Annotated in this window: 22 protein-coding genes and 1 riboswitch; of the genes, 20 read left to right on the top strand and 2 right to left on the bottom strand. The window is 36.3% G+C overall.

The features are described from left to right. Position 1 precedes the first annotated feature (1 nt). Both AC6FXG_RS06055 and AC6FXG_RS06050 read left to right on the top strand, forming a co-directional pair. Complete coding sequence (locus AC6FXG_RS06055; RefSeq protein ID WP_500571956.1) at positions 2-739, top strand: amino acid ABC transporter ATP-binding protein; 738 nt, start codon at positions 2-4, stop codon at positions 737-739. A gap of 13 nt (positions 740-752) precedes the next feature. Then, positions 753-1,730: a glutathione S-transferase C-terminal domain-containing protein gene (locus tag AC6FXG_RS06050; protein WP_500571955.1), complete on the top strand. Its 978-nt coding sequence runs from the start codon at positions 753-755 to the stop codon at positions 1,728-1,730. 154 nt (positions 1,731-1,884) lie between these two features. On the opposite strand, the gene AC6FXG_RS06045 is transcribed toward AC6FXG_RS06050, so the two are convergent. Then, complete coding sequence (locus AC6FXG_RS06045) at positions 1,885-2,262, bottom strand: type II toxin-antitoxin system death-on-curing family toxin (RefSeq protein WP_500571954.1); 378 nt, start codon at positions 2,260-2,262, stop codon at positions 1,885-1,887. Continuing rightward, positions 2,259-2,501, bottom strand: coding sequence for a type II toxin-antitoxin system Phd/YefM family antitoxin (locus tag AC6FXG_RS06040; protein WP_500571953.1), 243 nt, complete (start codon positions 2,499-2,501; stop codon positions 2,259-2,261). Before AC6FXG_RS06040 ends, AC6FXG_RS06045 begins: the two co-directional genes overlap by 4 nt. Positions 2,502-2,701: 200 nt before the next feature. After that, a riboswitch (TPP riboswitch) is annotated at positions 2,702-2,791 on the top strand. A 34-nt stretch (positions 2,792-2,825) separates the two neighbouring features. Between AC6FXG_RS06040 and thiT the strand changes: the two genes are divergently transcribed. The 18 genes from thiT (at position 2,826) to AC6FXG_RS05950 (ending at position 19,796) form a co-directional block, all read left to right on the top strand. Beyond that, positions 2,826-3,371, top strand: coding sequence for an energy-coupled thiamine transporter ThiT (gene thiT, locus AC6FXG_RS06035; protein ID WP_500571952.1), 546 nt, complete (start codon positions 2,826-2,828; stop codon positions 3,369-3,371). A 261-nt stretch (positions 3,372-3,632) separates the two neighbouring features. Beyond that, complete coding sequence (locus tag AC6FXG_RS06030) at positions 3,633-4,676, top strand: Fic family protein (protein ID WP_500571951.1); 1,044 nt, start codon at positions 3,633-3,635, stop codon at positions 4,674-4,676. A 159-nt stretch (positions 4,677-4,835) separates the two neighbouring features. Beyond that, a complete protein-coding gene (locus tag AC6FXG_RS06025; protein WP_500571950.1) occupies positions 4,836-5,483 on the top strand; it encodes a helix-turn-helix transcriptional regulator in 648 nt (215 codons plus the stop codon). Beyond that, positions 5,480-6,160, top strand: a complete 681-nt coding sequence (locus tag AC6FXG_RS06020; RefSeq protein ID WP_500571949.1) for an ATP-binding cassette domain-containing protein — start codon at positions 5,480-5,482, stop codon at positions 6,158-6,160. The genes AC6FXG_RS06025 and AC6FXG_RS06020 overlap by 4 nt, the downstream gene beginning before the upstream one ends. After that, positions 6,160-7,728, top strand: a complete 1,569-nt coding sequence (locus AC6FXG_RS06015) for a hypothetical protein (protein ID WP_500571948.1) — start codon at positions 6,160-6,162, stop codon at positions 7,726-7,728. The genes AC6FXG_RS06020 and AC6FXG_RS06015 overlap by 1 nt, the downstream gene beginning before the upstream one ends. Positions 7,729-8,619: 891 nt before the next feature. Further along, complete coding sequence (locus AC6FXG_RS06010; protein WP_075574714.1) at positions 8,620-8,937, top strand: DUF6442 family protein; 318 nt, start codon at positions 8,620-8,622, stop codon at positions 8,935-8,937. Positions 8,938-8,946: 9 nt separating this feature from the next. Beyond that, a complete protein-coding gene (locus AC6FXG_RS06005; protein ID WP_075574715.1) occupies positions 8,947-9,153 on the top strand; it encodes a helix-turn-helix transcriptional regulator in 207 nt (68 codons plus the stop codon). A 211-nt stretch (positions 9,154-9,364) separates the two neighbouring features. After that, complete coding sequence (locus AC6FXG_RS06000; protein WP_500571947.1) at positions 9,365-10,450, top strand: redoxin family protein; 1,086 nt, start codon at positions 9,365-9,367, stop codon at positions 10,448-10,450. A gap of 118 nt (positions 10,451-10,568) precedes the next feature. After that, complete coding sequence (locus AC6FXG_RS05995) at positions 10,569-10,949, top strand: S1 RNA-binding domain-containing protein (RefSeq protein WP_099950909.1); 381 nt, start codon at positions 10,569-10,571, stop codon at positions 10,947-10,949. Then, positions 10,882-12,240: a tRNA lysidine(34) synthetase TilS gene (gene tilS / locus AC6FXG_RS05990; RefSeq protein ID WP_500571946.1), complete on the top strand. Its 1,359-nt coding sequence runs from the start codon at positions 10,882-10,884 to the stop codon at positions 12,238-12,240. The genes AC6FXG_RS05995 and tilS overlap by 68 nt, the downstream gene beginning before the upstream one ends. Continuing rightward, on the top strand, positions 12,224-12,763 hold the full coding sequence (gene hpt, locus AC6FXG_RS05985; protein WP_075574719.1) for a hypoxanthine phosphoribosyltransferase: 540 nt from the start codon (positions 12,224-12,226) through the stop codon (positions 12,761-12,763). Before tilS ends, hpt begins: the two co-directional genes overlap by 17 nt. Further along, positions 12,760-14,610, top strand: coding sequence for an ATP-dependent zinc metalloprotease FtsH (ftsH, locus tag AC6FXG_RS05980; protein ID WP_500571945.1), 1,851 nt, complete (start codon positions 12,760-12,762; stop codon positions 14,608-14,610). Before hpt ends, ftsH begins: the two co-directional genes overlap by 4 nt. Positions 14,611-14,621: 11 nt before the next feature. After that, positions 14,622-15,344, top strand: a complete 723-nt coding sequence (locus AC6FXG_RS05975; protein WP_500571944.1) for an ECF transporter S component — start codon at positions 14,622-14,624, stop codon at positions 15,342-15,344. Beyond that, positions 15,341-16,117: a type III pantothenate kinase gene (locus tag AC6FXG_RS05970; protein ID WP_075574722.1), complete on the top strand. Its 777-nt coding sequence runs from the start codon at positions 15,341-15,343 to the stop codon at positions 16,115-16,117. Before AC6FXG_RS05975 ends, AC6FXG_RS05970 begins: the two co-directional genes overlap by 4 nt. Then, positions 16,089-17,057 carry a tRNA dihydrouridine synthase gene (locus tag AC6FXG_RS05965; RefSeq protein WP_500571943.1) on the top strand — a complete coding sequence of 323 codons (969 nt, stop codon included), beginning with the start codon at positions 16,089-16,091 and terminating at the stop codon, positions 17,055-17,057. The genes AC6FXG_RS05970 and AC6FXG_RS05965 overlap by 29 nt, the downstream gene beginning before the upstream one ends. Beyond that, complete coding sequence (gene greA, locus AC6FXG_RS05960; protein WP_500571942.1) at positions 17,050-17,529, top strand: transcription elongation factor GreA; 480 nt, start codon at positions 17,050-17,052, stop codon at positions 17,527-17,529. Before AC6FXG_RS05965 ends, greA begins: the two co-directional genes overlap by 8 nt. An 8-nt stretch (positions 17,530-17,537) precedes the next feature. Beyond that, on the top strand, positions 17,538-19,451 hold the full coding sequence (gene lysS, locus AC6FXG_RS05955; RefSeq protein WP_500571941.1) for a lysine--tRNA ligase: 1,914 nt from the start codon (positions 17,538-17,540) through the stop codon (positions 19,449-19,451). Positions 19,452-19,514: 63 nt separating this feature from the next. After that, complete coding sequence (locus AC6FXG_RS05950; protein ID WP_001267200.1) at positions 19,515-19,796, top strand: CD1845 family protein; 282 nt, start codon at positions 19,515-19,517, stop codon at positions 19,794-19,796. Positions 19,797-19,875 lie beyond the last annotated feature (79 nt).

Raw genomic sequence — 19,875 nt, 5'->3', positions numbered from 1 at the left:
TATGATTGTAATAGAAAACTTATATAAAAGTTTTGGAGATTTTCCTGTACTAAAAGATTTATCCTTAACATTAGAAAAGGGTAAAGTTATTGCACTTATAGGGCCTTCTGGCTCAGGGAAATCTACATTATTAAGATGTATTAACTTTCTAGAAAAAGCCGATAGCGGAAGAATTGAAATTGATAATTTTAGTGTGGATTGTGCAAGTGCAACCAAAAAAGAAATGTATAGAATTAGATCATATACTTCAATGGTGTTTCAGAACTACTGCTTATTTTTAAATAAAACCGCATTGGAAAATATTATGGAACCAATGGTTTCAGTTCAGGGAATGAAAAAAAATGAAGCTCGAGAAAAGGCACTACAGATTTTAAAATCTATCGGCCTTGAGGACAAAAAAGATAATTATCCAGTACAATTATCTGGTGGGCAACAACAACGTATTGGGATTGCAAGGGCAATGGCGGTCAATTCTGAAGTTATGCTTATAGATGAGCCTACGTCTTCGTTAGATCCTGAATTGGTAGGAGAAGTATTGAAACTTCTTTATGATTTGGCACAAAAAGATACAACAATGATTATAGCTACACATGAAATGAATTTTGCAAAGCATATTGCTGATAAGGTTATCTTTTTAGATGCTGGAGAAATTATAGAAGAAGGAGATCCAGAGGAGATTTTTACTAATCCTAAATCAGAGAGATTAAAGCAATTTTTAACTAAATTTCAAGTAAAATAATGATAGAGGGAATATGAATTATATTGAATTTGAAGGTAGAAAAATATCCATAAGACCAGCAGTTGATGATTATGAAATAGATGAAAATGGTGCTTATCAAAGACAAATACCATGGTTTAGAGAAGCTTTTGGGAAAAAATATAGTAATCCAATTGAGAAAGATCGATACACTCTTTTTTGGGCGAAAGACTGCGCTTGGTCTAATAGAATAGCTATTATTTACTCATTGCTGGGTCTTGATAAGGCTATCAAAGAAGAAGTAGTCGATTGGACTTCCCTAGATTTACCTGTAGGCTGGGAATGTGTTAATTCTCCTAATAATATTAACTCGGAAAGCAAGGCAAGATTTATCGGTGAGCTTTATTATAGGAGTGATAGTAATTTTATAGGCAGGCCTGCAGTACCAGTATTATATGATTATAAAAGGCAAATTATAGCTAATAATGACTATGAAAACATGGGATATTATTTGGAGAGAGAATTTAAGCCTTTTCATAAGCATGATGCTCCAAGCTTGTTACCAGATAGTTTAGAGAAAGAAATAAAAAGAATGGGTGTTTGGTTATATGAGAATATAAATAATGGCATTTATAAGATGTGCTTTGCTAGAAATAAAGAACAATATAATAAAGCCTATGATATATTTAAGTATGGGATGGAAAATCTTGAAGAAAGATTAAGTTCAAAGCGTTTTATTTTTGGAGATGGCATAACGGACTCAGATATAAGGTTGTTTTCAACATTAGTCAGGTTAGATGTAGATTATGGAAAATATTTGAACCTAGATATTCATTTAGTGGATTATGATAATTTATTTGATTACTCTAGAGAAATATATCAAGTGAATGATGTGAAGAAAAAAATAGATTTTCACAAAATATGTCGTAAAGAATTTACTAAGGAAGATATTTCAAATGTAGAAAACATGTGGGAAGAAGAAGTAAATCGTAGTAGTAAAAGTATATCTAGTGATAATATATTCTTTAAGTAAACAATATATTTAAAAAATACAGGAGCATATCATATGCTCCTGTATTTTTGTATCTTATTAGATGCGCTGTAATTGTTCGAAATAAAAATTGGAAATTTTTAAAAAATAATACATAATATTTTCTATTGAAACAAAACTATTGTAAAAATATACCTTATAAGATGTGGTTTTTGACCCATTTTAATAAGGCTTCTTCCGATTTTGTTGATGCTGCAACCGACAAAATAATTTCAATTAATTCCTCTTGGCTATATTCTAAATAATATCCATTAAGCTCTAGTAGAATAAGCATAAGATGGGCTCCTATTCTTTTATTGCCATCAATAAAGGGATGATTTTTAATTAGAGAGTATGTAAGATGAACTATTTGATTAATAGGTCCAAGATAAAGCTCTTTACCATCAAATGTTTGAAAGGGAGAGTTAATAGAGAGATCTAATAGATTGTCGTCTCTTATCCCATACTCTCCCCCAAATTCTTCAATTAAAGACTTATGGAGGGAAATGATTTGACTTTTACTTAATCGTATCATTTAGCTAACTCCTCATAAGCTTTTTTATTTTTTTCTATAAGTCGCTTGGAAATCCTATTTATATCTTCATCATCAGCAATTTTTAAAGAATCAAATTGATTGTAATCAAGAATAATATATTTTGGATGGTTATTTTTTAAAATAACGGCAGAGCCTTTTTCATCAACCAGACGGGTAACCTTGGAAAAATTTTGGTTTGCCTCAGTAATGGATACCAGAGAATTTGTATTAATTTTCATAAAATCTACCTCCTACTAAAATTATACCACAAAATAGGTGAAATTCAACCTATTTATATAAAAATTAATTTATTGTAAAATAATAATCACACAAATTTGTGCGTGGGAAATAAATTAGACTTTATACTAAAATTTGTGGTGATATATGCTACACATTTTTAATATATGATTTGACAAATAGACACTCTTGTTGTATTATATATTTGCACTAGGGGTGCCCGATTGGGCTGAGATTAAACCCTAAACCTGATCCAGGTAATGCTGGCGGAGGGAAGTTGTATTTTTATTGTACCTCTTAAGCATGTGTGAAGGAGGTATTTTTTTATGAATAGAAGTTGGAACACAAGAACACTAGTTGAAGCAGGTTTGTGCTTGGCACTTGCCTTTGTACTTGGCAGAATCAAATTATTTTCAATGCCACAAGGCGGCAGCGTTACTGCCGGACAAATGATTCCTTTAATTTTCTTTGCTATCCGTCATGGAGCAGGCAAGGGAATTATAGTGGGTATTGCTTATGGACTTTTGGATATGGCCATTGGCGGAAGCATTTATCATCCAGTTCAAGCTATATTAGACTACCCAGCAGCCTTTGGATTCTTAGGTCTAGCAGGATTATTTTCCAAGAAATTTTTTGAAAATAACGATGTAATGCCTGTAATTTATGGAACAGTTTTGGGTGTTTTTGCCAGATTTATTTGCCACACTTTAACAGGGGTAATTTTCTTCGGCTCATATGCACCAGAAGGACAAAATGTTTGGGCATATTCAGCCGGTTACAACGGAACATTTTTAGCTGTTGAATTAGCTATCACAATCGTTTTAATTTTCTTACTCAGAAATGTTTTAACCAAAGATTTAAAAAATATGTAGGCTGACACCAGTCAAATAGTCATAATTCATTAGAAATCTCACCGAGACCAGGTGGGATTTTTATTTTAAAATAAAATCTCATTTCTGTTGTTCCGCTAAAAGCAAAATATTATTCCGATAGCCTTGCTATTGTTCGGATAAAAAAACAATCTCGCCAATTTTATTTTATCTACGCCAAATCCTAAAAAATGGCGAGATTAATCTCGCCAGTCTTGAATTATCTACGCCATTTATGGTATAATGGCGAGAAAGGAGGAATATATGAGGGAATTTTCTTATAAAAAGTTAATGGATTTAAATTTATCTACGAACATCTATCAGCTGATAGCAGGTATATATGAATTTAAAGGTAAGCAAGAATTATATGTAGTTAATTTTTCTGATATCCTAGAAAAAATGGTTGAAGTCGCAAAGATTCAATCCACTAAGTCTTCTAATGCCATAGAAGGTATTTCTATCAATGACACAAGGCTTGAAGAGCTGATGAACAAAAAAAGTCAGCCAAGAAATAGGAATGAAGAAGAAATATATGGCTATAGACAAGTTTTAGATTCAATCCATGATAATTATGAAAATATAGATTTTACAAGAAACAATATTTTAACCTTGCACAATAAGCTCTATTCTTATTCCGGAGAAAGCCACAAGGGGAAATTTAAGACTATGGATAACAGCATAGTTGAGACAAATGCCTTTGGTGAGAAAAAAGTTAGATTTCAACCTGTGTCTGCTTTTGAAACAGAGAAATATATATATGCAATGATTGAAGCGTATAATGAGGCGGTTGAAATGCAAGTACCTCCTTTATTGTTAATTCCAACTGTAATCCATGATTTCCTATGTATTCATCCATTCTCAGATGGCAATGGGAGAATGTCCAGACTTCTTACATTATTGCTTTTATATCAACATGGATTTTTTGTAGGCAAATATATATCCTTGGAAATGATTATCGAGGAAAGTAAGGATATCTATTATGATGAATTACAGGCTTCGAGTAAGGGTTGGCATGAGGGAACAAATGATGAAATCCCTTTTATTAGATATATGCTTTTGGTTATTTATAAGGCCTATAGCGAGTGCGATCAAAGATTTAAGCTTATTGGAGAAAGAACATTGACATCTGCAGAAAGGGTTATGAAGGTCTTTGAAAACTCTTTAGAGCCCCTATCAAAATCAGATATAGTAATTTTATGTCCAGATATTTCACAAAGAACAATTGAAAGAGCACTCAAAGAATTAAAAGATAAAGGATTAATCCAACAGATAGGAGATGGTAGGGCAACTAAATATAAGAAGAGGTGATTAGATTGAGCTTAGTTTCCGCAACTTATATTTTTATATTTAAGTTACATTTAAATATGATTTAATTTTTAAAATATACCCAAAAGGGTATGTTTTTTTATTGTTTTATTATATACTCTATATATAGAAAGCGGTTAGTTCGAACTTAGGAGTGGTATTTTGAAAAAGAAAAAGCTTTGTGGACAAATAAATATTATTGCAAAGACCGATAGGCTGATAGATTTATTTTATGATTATATTTTGTCTGAGGCTAAAGGCTATGAAGATGATTTTTCTGATGACTTTGATATATTTTTGTACTCAAGAGACCTGATGACGGAGGATGAGATAAAGAAATTCTTTGCTTCCTATAAGGACAAGAAAAATTTACTGGTAATAAGCCTGGATTATGAGCCTAGATTAAATCTGCTTTGCAAGTATTACAAGACCACAAAATACCTCTGGCTTTCAAAGTTCAAGGGCAATTTATTTGCTGGAATTAAGGATACTTTGGAGGAAGTGCCTGATGATAGGAATGAGCCTTTGGTTAAGATTAACAAGGCCGAATACAAAATTATTATCAGGTATATACGCGGAGAGAGCTTGGAGAAAATAGCCGAGGACCTTGGTTATTCCAAGCATACTATTAAAAAATATATGGCAAAAATTTATGAAAAAATTGGTGTAAGCAATAATCGTCAGCTTATTCAATTCGCCATAAACCTTGGCCTTGTTGACTATATGTTTTACGAGGACGGTTGCAGCAATCAAATGCTATGTGACGCCTGCCATATAAAAAGGTGTCCAAAAAATGAGGAGGATCTATGAAATTAATCGTTAAAAATTTAAAAAAATCCTTTGGAGATAAGGAAGTACTTAAAGATATTGATTACACTTTTGACAAGGGCTTTATATACAGTGTAATCGGCAGGAACGGGACGGGCAAGACAACTCTCTTTAACTGCATTAGCTTTCAAGAAAAAATTGATGGTGGGGAAATTTTGGTGGATGAAAATGGAAAGCTTCGACCGATTGCCCATGACGATGTATACCTGGTTTCGGCAGCTCCAGTCTTGCCAGAATTTTTAACTGGCTATGAATTTATCAGGGCTTTTGTGGATTTTAATAAGGTAAAAGATTTTGATATAGATGAATTGTTCGTAAGATTTAACTTTGAAGATGCAGACAAGCACAGGCTGATCAAAGAATATTCTTTTGGTATGAAAAACAAGATACAAATGATGTGTGCCTTTATCAAAAAGCCGCTTATTATCTTACTTGACGAGCCACTGAGCTCACTTGATATAATCGTTAGCCACGATATAAAAGAGATGATGATTGCCATGAAAAACGACCATATTATTATAATGTCGACTCATATTGTCCAGCTGGCAACTGATGTTAGCGACGAAGTGGCAATTTTAAAAGACGGTCTTTTAAACAAGTGCAGGAATGATTTCAATTCTCCAATTGAATTTGAAAAGTATTTAATGGAAGTGATCTAATGGCTATAAAATTTTCAAAATTAATGTCCATTATAAATTTCAATGCTTTTTTGTATATACTTTCTAGGATTCCTGGCCTCAAACACCTGGGCTTTAAGAAGTTAATTGCCAAGGAAAATTTAAAGTCAAAGCTAAGTTTCCTGGGAGCGTTAATCCATTTTGCCTTTTCCTTATTTTTAAGGATGATAATGCCCTATTATGTAATCGTAGTTGGGATAAATAAATTCTTGGGCGTAAATGATATAAGTTTTATGTATGATCTGAGGGTCCTTGTTTATCTGATAATCTTTTGCCTGACCCAGGCTTTTGCAAATCCTTCATTCTTGTCTGATGCAAAAAACGCCTATATGTTTATGGGAATAATGGGTGTAGATCCAAGGATTTTTTATAGGCAAAAGATTAGAGAAGGCATTATAATGGAAAACCTGGTTCACCTTATAATCTCTTATTTGATTTTTAAAAATTACCTGGTCGCCATTTGCATTTTTATTTTTATGACGGCCTGCTCTTATATTTCAAACCTAATAAATATATCCTATCTTTTAAAGCATGATAAATTGATAAAAAAGTTGATAAGGACGATTTACAAGTTTATCCTTTATGTATTAGCCTTTTTGCTGGTATATTTTAAACTGGAAATTAAGCTGACCAATAATTTTTATTACATTTTGTCTCTTGCATCTTTAATAATTTCACTTGCAGGGATAATTTACTTTTACAAATTTAAATCCTACAACCAAATAAAAACCCTGATAGGCTCGTCCAATATTTTTTCGGTTGGCTTTGTAATCACCAATAGTATGAGTGAAGACTACAGAGAGCTCGCTGGCATAAGTACTGAGGACAATATTAAATTTTTAGAGGAAAATGTGGACCTGCCTTCACAAGCTTACATTGAAAAGGCCTTTGAGACAAGGTTTAAAGATATTTTAAAGAAACAATTTTTCTCCAAGACCAATGGAATGATTTTTACAGCCTTGGTTTATATCATACTTTTTAAACTGGGGATATCTGCTGGCAACAAGGGCTTTGCCGGCCTGCAGACCTTTGGCATTGTAATGGTTCTGTCCTCTGCAATGGCAGGGACTTATTTGCAGATGTGCTTTAGAAATATTGATATGCCGCTTATGTACCACAATCTTTATGATAGTGAGGCCATAAAAAAATCCATCTCCAGAAGGATAAGATATATTGCCAAGATGGTTTTACCAAATTTCTTGCTGGCCATAGTCTTTGTTGGCTTGATTGGACTGATAAATAAGGTTGATTTTGATTTCAAACAAATCCCCTTAACCCTTGCTGTCTATGCGATGATTCTGTTAACTAGGGAGCTTATGGAGATAATTATATATTATGTACTCTGCCCCTATAGCTCGGATCTGTCAAACAAGAGCCCTGTTTACAAGGCAATTCAAGGAATTATGATGACAATCATTGGTATATCCTTTATGTCTTCAATGGATATGGCCAAGGTTATTTATCCAGTTGGGGGAATATTTATTCTAACCCTCTTGGCCTTTATAGTTTTAAGGAGAAAATTCCACAAGACTTTTAGGATTAGATACTAGCTCGATTTTAATCGGGCTTTTTTCTTAAGCTAAAAAAGACTTTCTGATTATGTCCAAGGATTTGCTTGTGATTCATTATCAAATTGTATTTGTAATTTTTGTCGATAAGATTTGTTTTTAAAATAAGTGAAAATAAGGAACTCAAACAAATAGGCGGTGAATAAATATATTTGAATATCATTGGGCCAGCCGAGACCTTTTGTGAAATATAAATAATGAGAAAAAAACAAGATAATGCAATGAATGACGAAATATCCGTTTGGAATATAGGTCTTATAGAAGAGAAGATTTAAAATTATGAGATCAAAAAAACCTGGAAAATAAATTAAAAATTGGAAGTAAAAGATCCAATTACAAATGCCCTCCATACCATCATAATACCAGGATATTTCTTTATTATAAGGGTTAAAATTAAGTTCATACCAAAAAACGGAGAGGAACAGAGTATAGTGGTTAATAAATATAAACATTATTAGTCTTAAGCAATCCTTAAAACTTCTTTTGGAATCGTTTTTAAAATGATTAAGTAGATGCAAAATAAATCACTCCTTTTTGCTAAAAACTATATAGGTTCTTTGTTATTCTTCAAGTGTAAAAAAATTTATAATTGTGTAAACATATTATACTAAAATACGGAGAGCCTTGCAAATGCAAAGGCTCTCCACAATATTTATTTAAGAAATTTATAGTTTTAAGGAAAAACTTTTATAAGACTTTTAGGATTAGGTATTAGCTCGATTTTATTAGGGATAAAGATGGGTTCAAAGGAAGTATTAAAGAAAATCATATAAAAGCTGAAATATTTATTCAAAACTATTGACAAGTTTACTTGGCAGATGTTATAATAAAAATACCAAGTAAACTTGGCAAAAATTAGAAAGGAGAATGAATATGAACAGAGATGAAGTTCTAGCAAGAAGTCGTGAGGAGTATAAACATAACGATGAGATGATGGTTGATATTTTACAAAAAGCGGGCGAAGTTTCTAGCCAAATTGGTTTAGCTGTTGCCGCCATTTTATTTGGAGTTGAGGCCTTTTTCTTCAATTCCTATAATTATGGAATACTAAGTATTTATTTTAGTATTGAAGCAACTAAAGAACTTGTAAAATATGCAAAATTGAAAGAAAAAAAGCAGCTGTTAATGGGCATGCTTATGTCAATCATAGGGATTGCCTTATTTGCAGCTAACCTTATAACATTGAAGTAGTGATAAATCATGGATGATAAACTAGTTCTCAAAAATTATTTGAAGGAAGTTAGAAAAGAGAAAGGCTATTCACAACAGCAGTTAGCTGACGAGGTGGGCGTTTCAAGAAATACAATTAGTTCAATAGAAACCGGTCAATTTAACCCAACCGCTAAGTTAGCTTTGATACTTTGTATTGCTTTAGAAAAGAAATTTGAGGATATTTTCTATTTTTAGACAAATGTAGTTAAACTAACAATCTCCCTAAAGTAGACAATATAGTTTATTGATGGGAGATTTTGCATTTAAGCGATAGAATATGAAATTATCATAAAAATAGCGAGATAATCTCACAAGACTTTTAGGATTAGATACTAGCTCGATTTTAATCGGGCTTTTTTCTTGGCAAGTTTTTTTATCTATGGTATAATTAGGGCAGGAGGATTTTATGAAAAAGAGATTTATTATTCTAATCGCTTGCTTAATAATTTTTTCGGCTAATATTTTTGCTGAAAATGTGACGGGCGAGAGGACTTTTCAAAAGGTTTTGTTGAACGGCCAAGAGGTCAAGGTCGGTTCTTATCTTATAAATGAAAGAAACTATGTTAAATTAAGGGACATGGCAGCCCTTTTAAACGGAACTGGTTCACAGTTTAATGTGGACTGGGACGAGGCAACTGGTAATGTAATTGTGATAACTGGCAGCCCTTATCAAAAACTCGCCGGAGATTTATCTCCACTTACGGGAGGCAAGATCACTGGGCAAAAGGGCAATATTAATTTACTTTTAAATGGTCAAGCTAAGCAAATTGAAACTGTTCTGATAAATGAAAACAATTATTTGCAGCTCAGACAATTGGGCAGTTTAATTGGCCTTGGTGTTGATTGGGACGAAGCTACTGGGGCAATTTTACTGGCAACTGGGTCAGGAGAAAATATTGACTTACTTGTAGATGACAACAAAGATCAAAAGCCTATTATAAATGACGGCAATGATAGCAAAGATAAAAATTATATATCCCTTGCTGGAGATTTAATAAATCCTAGCGAAGGCTCATATAATTTTGCCAGCAATTTTGCAATCGGTTCTACCATGCCAAAGTTTACTGTAGATATGATTGACGGGTCAGAAAATAATATAAGCCTTGGCAGACTTATAAAGGACAAGATTCAAATTTATAATTTTTTCCAAAGCTCTTGCTCATATTGCGTAAGCGAAATGTCAGACTTGGCTGAGGCAAACAAGAGGGCAGACGTGGACGTGATTGCAGTTTCATTGGACCAAGATTTATCTGAGGTCAAGAGGCTATTCGACGCAAATGGCTGGAAGCTCCCAGTTTTTAAGGCGACTTCAGGCTATGATATAGTTGCGGCTTATAGTGTAAAGACCGTTCCTCATTCAGTTTTCACAAAAAATGGCCAGGCTCTTGGCGTTTTCAAGGGGGCTTTGACCAAGTCACAAATTGATTTTATTGTAAATGAATTATCTGCTGGGAAAAATTTCCCAAGTGATAATGAAATTCAAAATCATTAATAATTTTAGGCGGCTAAATTTTAGTCGTCTTTTTTATTTTAAAAGTCTTGCAAAGTCCTTGATTCATTGACTTTTAACGGCATATGTTGTACAATAAGCCTGATAAACGGGAGGAATTATGGTATTAAAAGTAGGAGACATTATTGAGGGTAAGGTAAACGGGGTTTCAAACTTCGGTTGCTTTGTAGACTTGGAGGGCGATGAAAGTGGCTTGGTTCACATATCTGAGCTGTCAAATGAATTTGTTGAAAATATAAACGACTTTGTCAAGGTTGGAGACCTGGTCAAGGCCAAGGTTATCAGCAATGAAGACGGCAAGATTGCACTTTCTATGAAGGCCTTGGAGGAACCACCGGCACCGAAATTTATTGAAAAGGGCCCCGAAGACTCTGCCTTTGAAAAACTAATGTCTAAGTTTGTCAAGGAATCAAATGAAAAAATTCAATCCATTAATCAAAGAACATCCAGACGAAGAGGTTCTGGTAAACCGAAAAAATAATATAGGAGAATATTTCACTTGCTTTTGTCAAGATGAGATCTTCAAAAATGAAAAGAAAGTCTTGGTTGCCCTGTCGGGTGGCCCTGACTCTATTTTTGTTTTAAAAGTCTTAAAGGCCTTGCAGGCTGATTTTAATTTTGAAATTCACGCCTATCATTTAAACCACCAGCTGCGTGAAAGTGCTGACCACGACGAAAACTTTGTCAAAGGCCTCTGTGCAGACAATGACATCATCCTTCATTTGGAGACTACAGATATTGCCACAACTGCAAAAGAGAAAGGCTTTGGCACTGAAGAGGCTGGCCGCATCAAAAGATATGGAGACCTAAAAAAACTGGCCGAGGAAATCGGCACGACAACAGTTATAACCGGCCACCATTTGGACGACGACATTGAAACCGTCCTTATGAACTTTGAAAGAGGAGCTGGTTTAAATGGTCTTGCAGGTATAAAAGTCCGAGATGGGATATTTTTTAGGCCACTTTTAAATATAAGCAAAGACGAAATTTTAAAATATTTGGATGACCATGAAATTCCCTACTGCATTGATGAGACCAATTTTATAGATGATGTCAGCAGAAATGACATGCGGATAAATAAAATTCCTCAGCTGGAGGAAATCTTGCCCGATTTTAAGGCCAGGGCAGAGCTTGCGATTGCAAACTTAAAAGCCTCTAGGCTTTTGATAGAGGGTCTGGTTGGATATTTTTTGAAGGATGCGGATGTTAGTGATAATGCAATCAGCATTTCCATTTCAAAGATGCTAGAGCTTTTTCCTTATACACGGGCTGATCTTTACATGGCCATAATAAAAAAACTAAATCCCAACCAGCAGGACATCTACTCTTATCATTTAAGGGAGATTGACCAGATAATTTTTAGCGATGGCGAAAAGCGAACCAGTTTTTCTGGCATCTATATTATAAAATCCTATGATAATTTGATTTTCACTTTGAATGAAGACTATGCTTGCGAATGCAAATTCGAGCTGACAAAAGATTTTGACGAAGATAATCTTGCCCTCGATGGAGATAAAGTCCAGGGAGAAATTAAATTTAGAAAACGCTTGCCCGGAGATGTTTTTGAGACCAGGGGTGGGCGGACCAAAAAGCTCAAGGAAATATTAATAGATGAAAAAATTCCCAAGTATAAGCGTGACTCCATGGTCATTGCATGCGATGAGGCGGGAATTATATATGTTCAAGACCTGTGGCTATCAAAACGAGTGGCCACTGATGACCATACAAAAAACACAATTTACTTAAGGAGGTATTATGAACAAGGCGATTAAAGAAATGCTCTTTACTGAAGAAGAAATTTCAAAAAAAGTAAAAGAAATGGGATCAGAAATTACTCACGACTTTATGGATAAAGATTTAATGGTAATCGGCATTTTAAAAGGCTCTTTTATCTTTATGGCAGACCTAGTCAGACAAATTAATTTGCCAGTATTGGTTGATTTTATGAGCTTATCAAGTTATGGGGCAAGTTCTAAGTCGACTGGTGAAGTTAGGATTTTAAAAGACCTGGACTTTTCAGTTGAAGGCAGGGACGTACTTGTAGTCGAAGACATTGTAGACACTGGCTACACTTTAAAATACTTGCAAGACAATTTGTCCAGGCGTGGGGCAAATTCAGTTAAGTTTGCAACCTTTTTGGATAAAAAAGAAGCAAGAAAAACTGATGTCCAGCTGGATTATGTTGGCTTCATTGCGCCAAATGATTTCATAGTTGGCTATGGACTTGATTATGCGGAGAGCTATAGAAATCTCCCATATATAGCCAGCTTAAAGGAGGAGATTTATAAAATATGAGGAGATTAAGACTATCGCCATTTTTTATAATAATAATGACTGTGTTCATTCTCTCCAGCCTCTGGCCACTTTTAATGGGCAAAAACCAAGAGAAGATTGAGCTGACCAAGGCAGGCGAACTTTTGGACGCGGGCCAGGTCAAGGTCGCAACTATAAGTGGTGATAAATTAACTTTGACTGACAAGGCGGACAAGGCCTATGGGGCGATTTTACCGGCAACCTTGCAGGCGGACTTTTACAATAAACATATAGGTCCACAAGTCGATGCAAAAAATACGGTCTTCGATGCCCACAGCGTTCAAGAATCTGGACTCCTGGCATCCATAGTTCCCTATATTATAATGATGGTTGGATTTATATTTATCTTTAATCTAATCTTCAAACAGATTGGCAGTCAAAACAAAGACGCCCAGCAATTTGCAAAGTCAAGGGCCAAAAGATTTGAGCCAACTAATTCTAAGCCAGTTACCTTTAAAGACGTGGCTGGTCTGGAAGAAGAAAAGACAGAGCTATATGAGGTTGTGGATTATTTACAAAACCCAGGCAAGTTTGCCAAGGTCGGAGCTAGGATTCCCAAGGGCGTTTTGTTAGTCGGCCCACCGGGAACAGGTAAGACTTATATTTCAAGGGCTGTTGCAGGTGAAGCGGGTGTTCCATTCTTTACCATAAGTGGGTCGGAGTTTTTGGAAATGTTTGTCGGCGTTGGTGCCAGCCGTGTCCGCGATTTATTCAATGAGGCCAAGGCCAATGCCCCTTGCATAATTTTTATTGACGAAATTGATGCAGTGGGCAGGAAGCGTGGGACAGGTCTTGGCGGTGGCCATGATGAACGCGAGCAAACTTTGAACCAGCTCCTAGTTGAGATGGACGGTTTTGAAAAGAACGAAAGCATTATTATAATGGCAGCAACCAACCGGCCAGATATTTTGGACGACGCACTCTTAAGGCCGGGCAGATTTGACCGCAAGATTACAATCGGTCTACCAGACCTAAGGGGTCGGGAGGAAATTTTAAAAATCCACTCCAAGGACAAGCCCATGGGTGAGGATGTTGATTTAAATAATATAGCCAGGAGGACTTCAGGTTTTTCACCTGCAGACCTGGAAAATCTTATAAATGAAGCGGCTCTTTTATCTGCCAGACTAGGGCGGACGACTATCAATAAAGATATGTTAGAAGAGGCCAGTGTAAAGGTATTGGCAGGACCAGAAAAGAAATCGGCAGTTGTGACTGAAGAAGAAAAGAAATTAGTTTCTTATCACGAAGCAGGTCACGCGATTATTGGTCGGACCTTGAAGCATACCGACCCTGTTCACATGGTTACAATTGTACCGCGTGGAGATGCGGGTGGCTTTACCTATACAGTTCCTGACGAAGAAACCAGCTTTTACACCAGGTCCAAGATGATTGACATGATGATCATGCTCCTGGGTGGACGAGCTGCAGAAGATATGAAGCTAAACGATATTTCAACAGGCGCTTCAAACGATATAGAAAGAGTTACAAAAATTGCCCATGCCATGGTTGCAAAATACGGCATGAGCCAAAAGATTGGGACCCTCAATTATTCAGATGACGAAGGTCAATCCTTCATAGGAAACACTATTGGTCACACCAAAGCGTATTCCGAAGAAATTTTAAAAGACATCGACACTGAAATGCGGGCCATAGTTAATTATTGTTACGATAAGGCCAAGGAGATCTTGAGAGACCACGACGATGCGCTTGAAAGACTTGCAGGCGCCCTTATCGACAAGGAAACAGTATACAAGAATGAATTCGAAGCAATTTACAGCGGGAACTATGATCCCAAGGACTTCGAAGACGAAAAATTAGAAGTATTTTAGGAGTTTAAATTATGAATAACACAAAAAAACTGGTTGTATCCGCAATCCTCTTAGCATGGATTTTGGTTCTCGGAATGACACAGTTAGGTTTTATACCATTTGGACCAATTAGAGCAACGACCCTACACATCCCAGTAATTATTGGGGCTATCCTTTACGGACCTTATGTTGGTACATTTTTAGGCCTGTCCTTTGGGCTTTACTCCCTCTGGACCAACTACACCAAGCCAACGGTTTTGAGCTTTGCTTTTCAAAACCCACTCATAAGCGTTCTACCAAGGATAATTTTTCCACTAATCGCTTATTTTCTTTACAAGGCTTTGAAGGAAAAATCTCACAAGCAAATGATTAGGATCACCAGCATTATCAGTTCAGTTTTACTAATCGAAATTATCTACTCGCTTGTAAAGGCTTTTAAAGATGGGAAGACTCTGGGAATTGTAATTGGATTAATCTCACTCGTGCTCATTGTCATGATTTGGATTATGACAATCAAAAAGGAAAATATAATTACACCGGGCTTCGTCTCGGCAGTTATAGCTACAATTTGCCATACGGCAATGGTCATGGGCTCAATCTATTTAATCTACTCAGATAAGATGATGGGCATCAAAAATATGGACCGCAAGGGTGTCTTGTACTATATAATTTCAGTGGTATTTTTAAATGGTATACCTGAGGCAATTATTGCCGGACTAATTACAGGGGGAATTTTAAGTAGAAAACAATCATGATTTTAACAATAGATATAGGTAACACAAATACAGTTTTAGGAATATACGAAGGCTATGACCTAAAGGTTAGCATCAGGATCTCATCTGATAGTAAAAAAACTGTGGATGAGATTGCACTTTTCATTGACCAGATCTTTACTCTTAGGGGCGTGGACGTGACGAAAATCCAAGGGGCGATTTTGTCTTCAGTTGTGCCAATGGTAACTGACAATATGATCGAGGCCGTTAAAATGCTAACAGGCCTTGAGCCGATTGTAGTTGGCCCAGGGACAAAAACTGGACTCAACGTCCTCTACGATGACCCAAAAGAAGTTGGGGCAGACAGGATTGTAAATGCAGTTGGTGGAATCGACAAATATGGTGCGCCGCTCATTATTATCGACTTCGGAACGGCGACCACCTATTGCGTGGTGGATGAAAAATCCAATTATCTGGGCGGCATTATAAGCCCGGGCATAGGCATAAGTGCGGAGGCGCTTTTTATGAAGGCTGCCAAGCTGCCAAAAGTTGACCTTACTGTACCGGAAAGTTTTTTAAATAGAAATACAGTTGACGCCATCAGGGCCGGTCTTATGTACGGGGCTATTGGCCAGGTTGATTATATAGTTAAGCACTTAAAGGCCGAAGAAAATATAGATGCTAAGGTAATTGCAACTGGAGGCTTGGCCAAGGTCATCGCCTCAAAGACTGAGGTAATTGATTTAGTCGACGACGAGCTGACCCTATGGGGCCTAAGGAAGATCTATGACAAGAACGCTAAGCATAGGGGATAGGCTGCCAGTTTTTCTGGCGCCCATGGCCGGATATACTGACTTTCCCTTTAGGAAAATCGCTTTTGAACTCAGCCTCCCATACGCGGTAACGGAAATGGTAAGCGCCAAGGCCTTGTATTATGACAGCCAGAGGACCCTTGAGATTTCAAAATCAGTGGGCAGGACTGGCATCCAACTTTTTGGCCACGAGCCAGAGGCCTTTCAAATCGCAATCGAGAGATATTTAAACCCAAGGGAAGATTTTCTCTGGATTGATTTAAACTTCGGTTGCCCAGCGCCCAAGATTTTTAAAAATCAAGACGGGTCTGCATTATTAAATGACCTGGACACCTTGGCGGCTATAATTAAGACCTGCAAAAAATATTCCAACAAGCCAGTTTCTGCCAAGATGCGTTTGGGGGTAAGAAATTCATCCAATGCAATCGAAATCGCCCAGCGGATTGAAGATGCAGGCGCAGATTTCTTGACCGTCCACGGGCGGACTCGTGAAATGCACTATACTGGCCAGGCCGATTGGGAAAAGATATTTGAAATCAGGGACAAGCTCAATATTCCCGTAATTGGAAACGGCGACATAGATTCCTTTGAAAGGGCGATAGAGCTACTGGAGTCGGATGATATTGACGGCATTTCCATTGGACGTTTTGCTATTGGGAACCCCTTTATTTTTGCAGATATTCACAATTATTTTTCCCCGGACAAGATTAATTACGATAAATATGATATAATAAAGAAACATTTTAAATACATGACGGAAGATTTTTCCGAACGAGTTGCTTTGAACGATTTTAAAAAGCATTTGATAAAATATTTGAACAATCGACCAGAGGCAACCAAGATAAGAAAAAGTCTATCTGAGATTAACAGTATCGACAAGATGAACGAGACTATAGACAGACTTTTTAAAAATATAGAAAAAGAGGTTAGAACAAATGACTAAAAAAGAAGTATTTTTAACAAAAGATGGATTGACCAAGCTTGAAGAAGAGCTCGAAGAATTAAAAACAGTTGGCCGCAAGGAAGTTTCAGCCAGGATCAAAGTTGCACTTGGCTTTGGAGACCTAAGTGAAAACGCTGAATACGACCAAGCCAAAAACGAACAAGCCCAACTGGAAGAGCGTATAGTTAAGCTGGAAAATTTAATCAGAGAAGCTGTTGTAGTAGAAGATCATGAAATCACAACCGAAAAAGTAAATGTTGGTACAACGGTAACCATAATCGAAGAAGGCGAAGACGAAGAAGAAATCTACACCATTGTTGGTTCAGCAGAAAGCGATCCGCTTAATGGTAAAATTTCAAACGAGAGTCCACTTGGAGCAGCCCTTCTTGGCAAGAGAAGAAAAGATATAGTAGAAGTTCACGCTCCAGACGGAATTATTAAATACACTATCAAAAGCATCAGAAAATCATAGGAGGTATCATGGAACAAGAATTAAACGAAATGCTTCAGATGAGGCGGGAAAAATTACAGAAACTAAAAGACATGGATAAAAATCCATACGAAATTACAAATTACGACAGGACCCACTTTGCCAAAGATATCTTAGATAATTTTGATGACTATGAAGGTAAATACGTATCAATCGCCGGCAGGGTAATGGGCAAGCGTGGTCACGGAAAGGTTACCTTCCTTGACATCCTAGATTCAACTGGGACAATCCAATCCTTTGTAAGCCAAAACAATTTGGGAGACGATTATGAAGAAGTAAAACTCCTTGACATCGGTGACATCATCGGCATCAAGGGCGAAGTTTTCAAGACCAAGATGGGAGAAATTTCCGTACGCTGCGAAGAATTTGTTATTTTGACAAAATCCTTGCAAATCCTACCGGAAAAATTCCACGGCCTCAAGGACCCAGACCTCAGATACCGTCAAAGATATGTGGATTTGATTGTAAATCCAGAAATCAAAGAGACCTTTATCAAGAGAAATAAAATCTTAAAAGAAATAAGAAAATATTTGGACGATAGAGACTTCCTAGAAGTTGAAACTCCAACCCTAAATACAATCGCAGGTGGTGCAAATGCAAGACCATTTATCACCCACCACAACACACTTGACATCGATATGTATTTGAGAATTGCCAACGAACTCTACCTAAAGAGATTGATTGTCGGTGGTTTTGACCGCGTATACGAAATGGGCAAGATGTTTAGAAACGAAGGTATGGACCAAACCCACAACCCAGAGTACACAGCTATCGAACTCTACGCTGCCTATGCAGATTACAAGGACATGATGGACATCACAGAAAATATGGTCTCCACCATTGCACAAAATGTTTTGGGCACACAAATACTTGAATTCGATGGACTAAAACTTGACGTAACTCCACCATGGAGAAGAATTACAATGGTTGAAGCCATCAAAGAATATGCTGGCGTCGACTTTGAAGAAATAAAAACAGACGAAGAAGCAATTGCAATTGCCAAGGAAAAAGGCCTAGAACTCGAACCATCCAAGATGGACAGGGGCAATATCATCAATGAATTCTTTGAAGAATTCTGCGAAGACCACATGATCCAACCAACCTTTGTCACCCACCATCCAGTAGAGGTAAGTCCACTGGCCAAACGCGACCCAGCAGACCCACGCTACACACAAAGGTTTGAAGCATTTATGGCCACCAAGGAAATTGCAAACGCCTTTACTGAACTCAACGACCCAATCGACCAACGCGCCAGATTTACAGCGCAAATGGAAGCCAAGAATCTTGGCGATGACGAAGCTCATCCAATGGATGAAGACTTCTTAAACGCAATTGAAGTTGGCCTCCCACCAACAGGCGGACTTGGTATCGGTGTCGACAGACTTATTATGTTCTTAACTGGCGAAGTTTCAATCAGGGACGTAATTTTATTCCCAACAATGAAGCCAATAGGCTTAGAAAAGGCAGAAAATAGGGATTCGTCAAAAGAAACTTACGAAACTTACGACAAACTTACGACAGAAAAAATCGACTTTTCAAAAGTAAAAGTAGAGCCATTATTTGAAGATATGGTTGATTTTGATACATTCTCAAAATCTGATTTTAGAGTTGTAAAAGTTAAGAACTGCGAAGAAGTCCCAAAATCAAAAAAACTATTGAAATTTACATTAGATGATGGTTCTGAAAAAGAAAGAGTTATTTTATCTGGTATTAAGGAATATTACAGCGCAGAGAGCTTAATTGGAAAGACACTACTTGCAATTTGTAATCTTCCTCCTCGTAAGATGATGGGAATCGACTCAGAAGGTATGATTATATCTGCAATTTGTGAGTATGACGGAGAAGAAAAACTTAACTTAATAATGTTGGATGATAATATTCCAGCAGGATCAAAATTATATTAAAGGACACGCTAATTATGAAACTGGGGTTTGTTATGAATCCCAGTTTAATTTTTAGGAGTATGTATGAGATGGATAATTAGAATAATTTTATTACCGATAAGATTAGTGTTGAGTTTGCTCATAGCTTTTTTAACCTTCATATTAAGTTTGAGTACTGCGTTGTTAAGCGTAGTTTCTACTTTGATTTTTATAATTGGAATAGCTAGCATTTTTCAAGGAGACAAGCAAATTGTAATTGAAGCACTAATATTAGCATTTTTATTTAGTCCATTTGGATTACCTAAATTAGGTATATATGTTATTGGATTATTAGAATTATTAAACTATACAATAAAATCAATTTGAAGAAAAATAAATATAAGACAACCGTAGACGATAGAAAGCAATAATTCTGTCGTCTTTTTTTATTTTAAAGAGAGGAGGT

Source organism: Ezakiella massiliensis (assembly GCF_059862345.1).
Note: the sequence above shows the minus strand (reverse complement) of the source record. Positions and strands in the feature narration are given on the sequence as shown.

Bases quoted from the DNA above. Each gene is read 5' to 3' on its own strand.
- AC6FXG_RS06055 (WP_500571956.1), top strand. From the start codon at position 2: ATGATTGTAATAGAAAACTTATATAAAAGTTTTGGAGATTTTCCTGTA.
- AC6FXG_RS06050 (WP_500571955.1), top strand. From the start codon at position 753: ATGAATTATATTGAATTTGAAGGTAGAAAAATATCCATAAGACCAGCA.
- AC6FXG_RS06045 (WP_500571954.1), bottom strand. From the start codon at position 2,262: ATGATACGATTAAGTAAAAGTCAAATCATTTCCCTCCATAAGTCTTTA.
- AC6FXG_RS06040 (WP_500571953.1), bottom strand. From the start codon at position 2,501: ATGAAAATTAATACAAATTCTCTGGTATCCATTACTGAGGCAAACCAA.
- thiT (WP_500571952.1), top strand. From the start codon at position 2,826: ATGAATAGAAGTTGGAACACAAGAACACTAGTTGAAGCAGGTTTGTGC.
- AC6FXG_RS06030 (WP_500571951.1), top strand. From the start codon at position 3,633: ATGAGGGAATTTTCTTATAAAAAGTTAATGGATTTAAATTTATCTACG.
- AC6FXG_RS06020 (WP_500571949.1), top strand. From the start codon at position 5,480: ATGAAATTAATCGTTAAAAATTTAAAAAAATCCTTTGGAGATAAGGAA.
- AC6FXG_RS06015 (WP_500571948.1), top strand. From the start codon at position 6,160: ATGGCTATAAAATTTTCAAAATTAATGTCCATTATAAATTTCAATGCT.
- AC6FXG_RS06010 (WP_075574714.1), top strand. From the start codon at position 8,620: ATGAACAGAGATGAAGTTCTAGCAAGAAGTCGTGAGGAGTATAAACAT.
- AC6FXG_RS06005 (WP_075574715.1), top strand. From the start codon at position 8,947: ATGGATGATAAACTAGTTCTCAAAAATTATTTGAAGGAAGTTAGAAAA.
- AC6FXG_RS06000 (WP_500571947.1), top strand. From the start codon at position 9,365: ATGAAAAAGAGATTTATTATTCTAATCGCTTGCTTAATAATTTTTTCG.
- AC6FXG_RS05995 (WP_099950909.1), top strand. From the start codon at position 10,569: ATGGTATTAAAAGTAGGAGACATTATTGAGGGTAAGGTAAACGGGGTT.
- tilS (WP_500571946.1), top strand. From the start codon at position 10,882: ATGAAAAAATTCAATCCATTAATCAAAGAACATCCAGACGAAGAGGTT.
- hpt (WP_075574719.1), top strand. From the start codon at position 12,224: ATGAACAAGGCGATTAAAGAAATGCTCTTTACTGAAGAAGAAATTTCA.
- ftsH (WP_500571945.1), top strand. From the start codon at position 12,760: ATGAGGAGATTAAGACTATCGCCATTTTTTATAATAATAATGACTGTG.
- AC6FXG_RS05975 (WP_500571944.1), top strand. From the start codon at position 14,622: ATGAATAACACAAAAAAACTGGTTGTATCCGCAATCCTCTTAGCATGG.
- AC6FXG_RS05970 (WP_075574722.1), top strand. From the start codon at position 15,341: ATGATTTTAACAATAGATATAGGTAACACAAATACAGTTTTAGGAATA.
- AC6FXG_RS05965 (WP_500571943.1), top strand. From the start codon at position 16,089: ATGACAAGAACGCTAAGCATAGGGGATAGGCTGCCAGTTTTTCTGGCG.
- greA (WP_500571942.1), top strand. From the start codon at position 17,050: ATGACTAAAAAAGAAGTATTTTTAACAAAAGATGGATTGACCAAGCTT.
- lysS (WP_500571941.1), top strand. From the start codon at position 17,538: ATGGAACAAGAATTAAACGAAATGCTTCAGATGAGGCGGGAAAAATTA.
- AC6FXG_RS05950 (WP_001267200.1), top strand. From the start codon at position 19,515: ATGAGATGGATAATTAGAATAATTTTATTACCGATAAGATTAGTGTTG.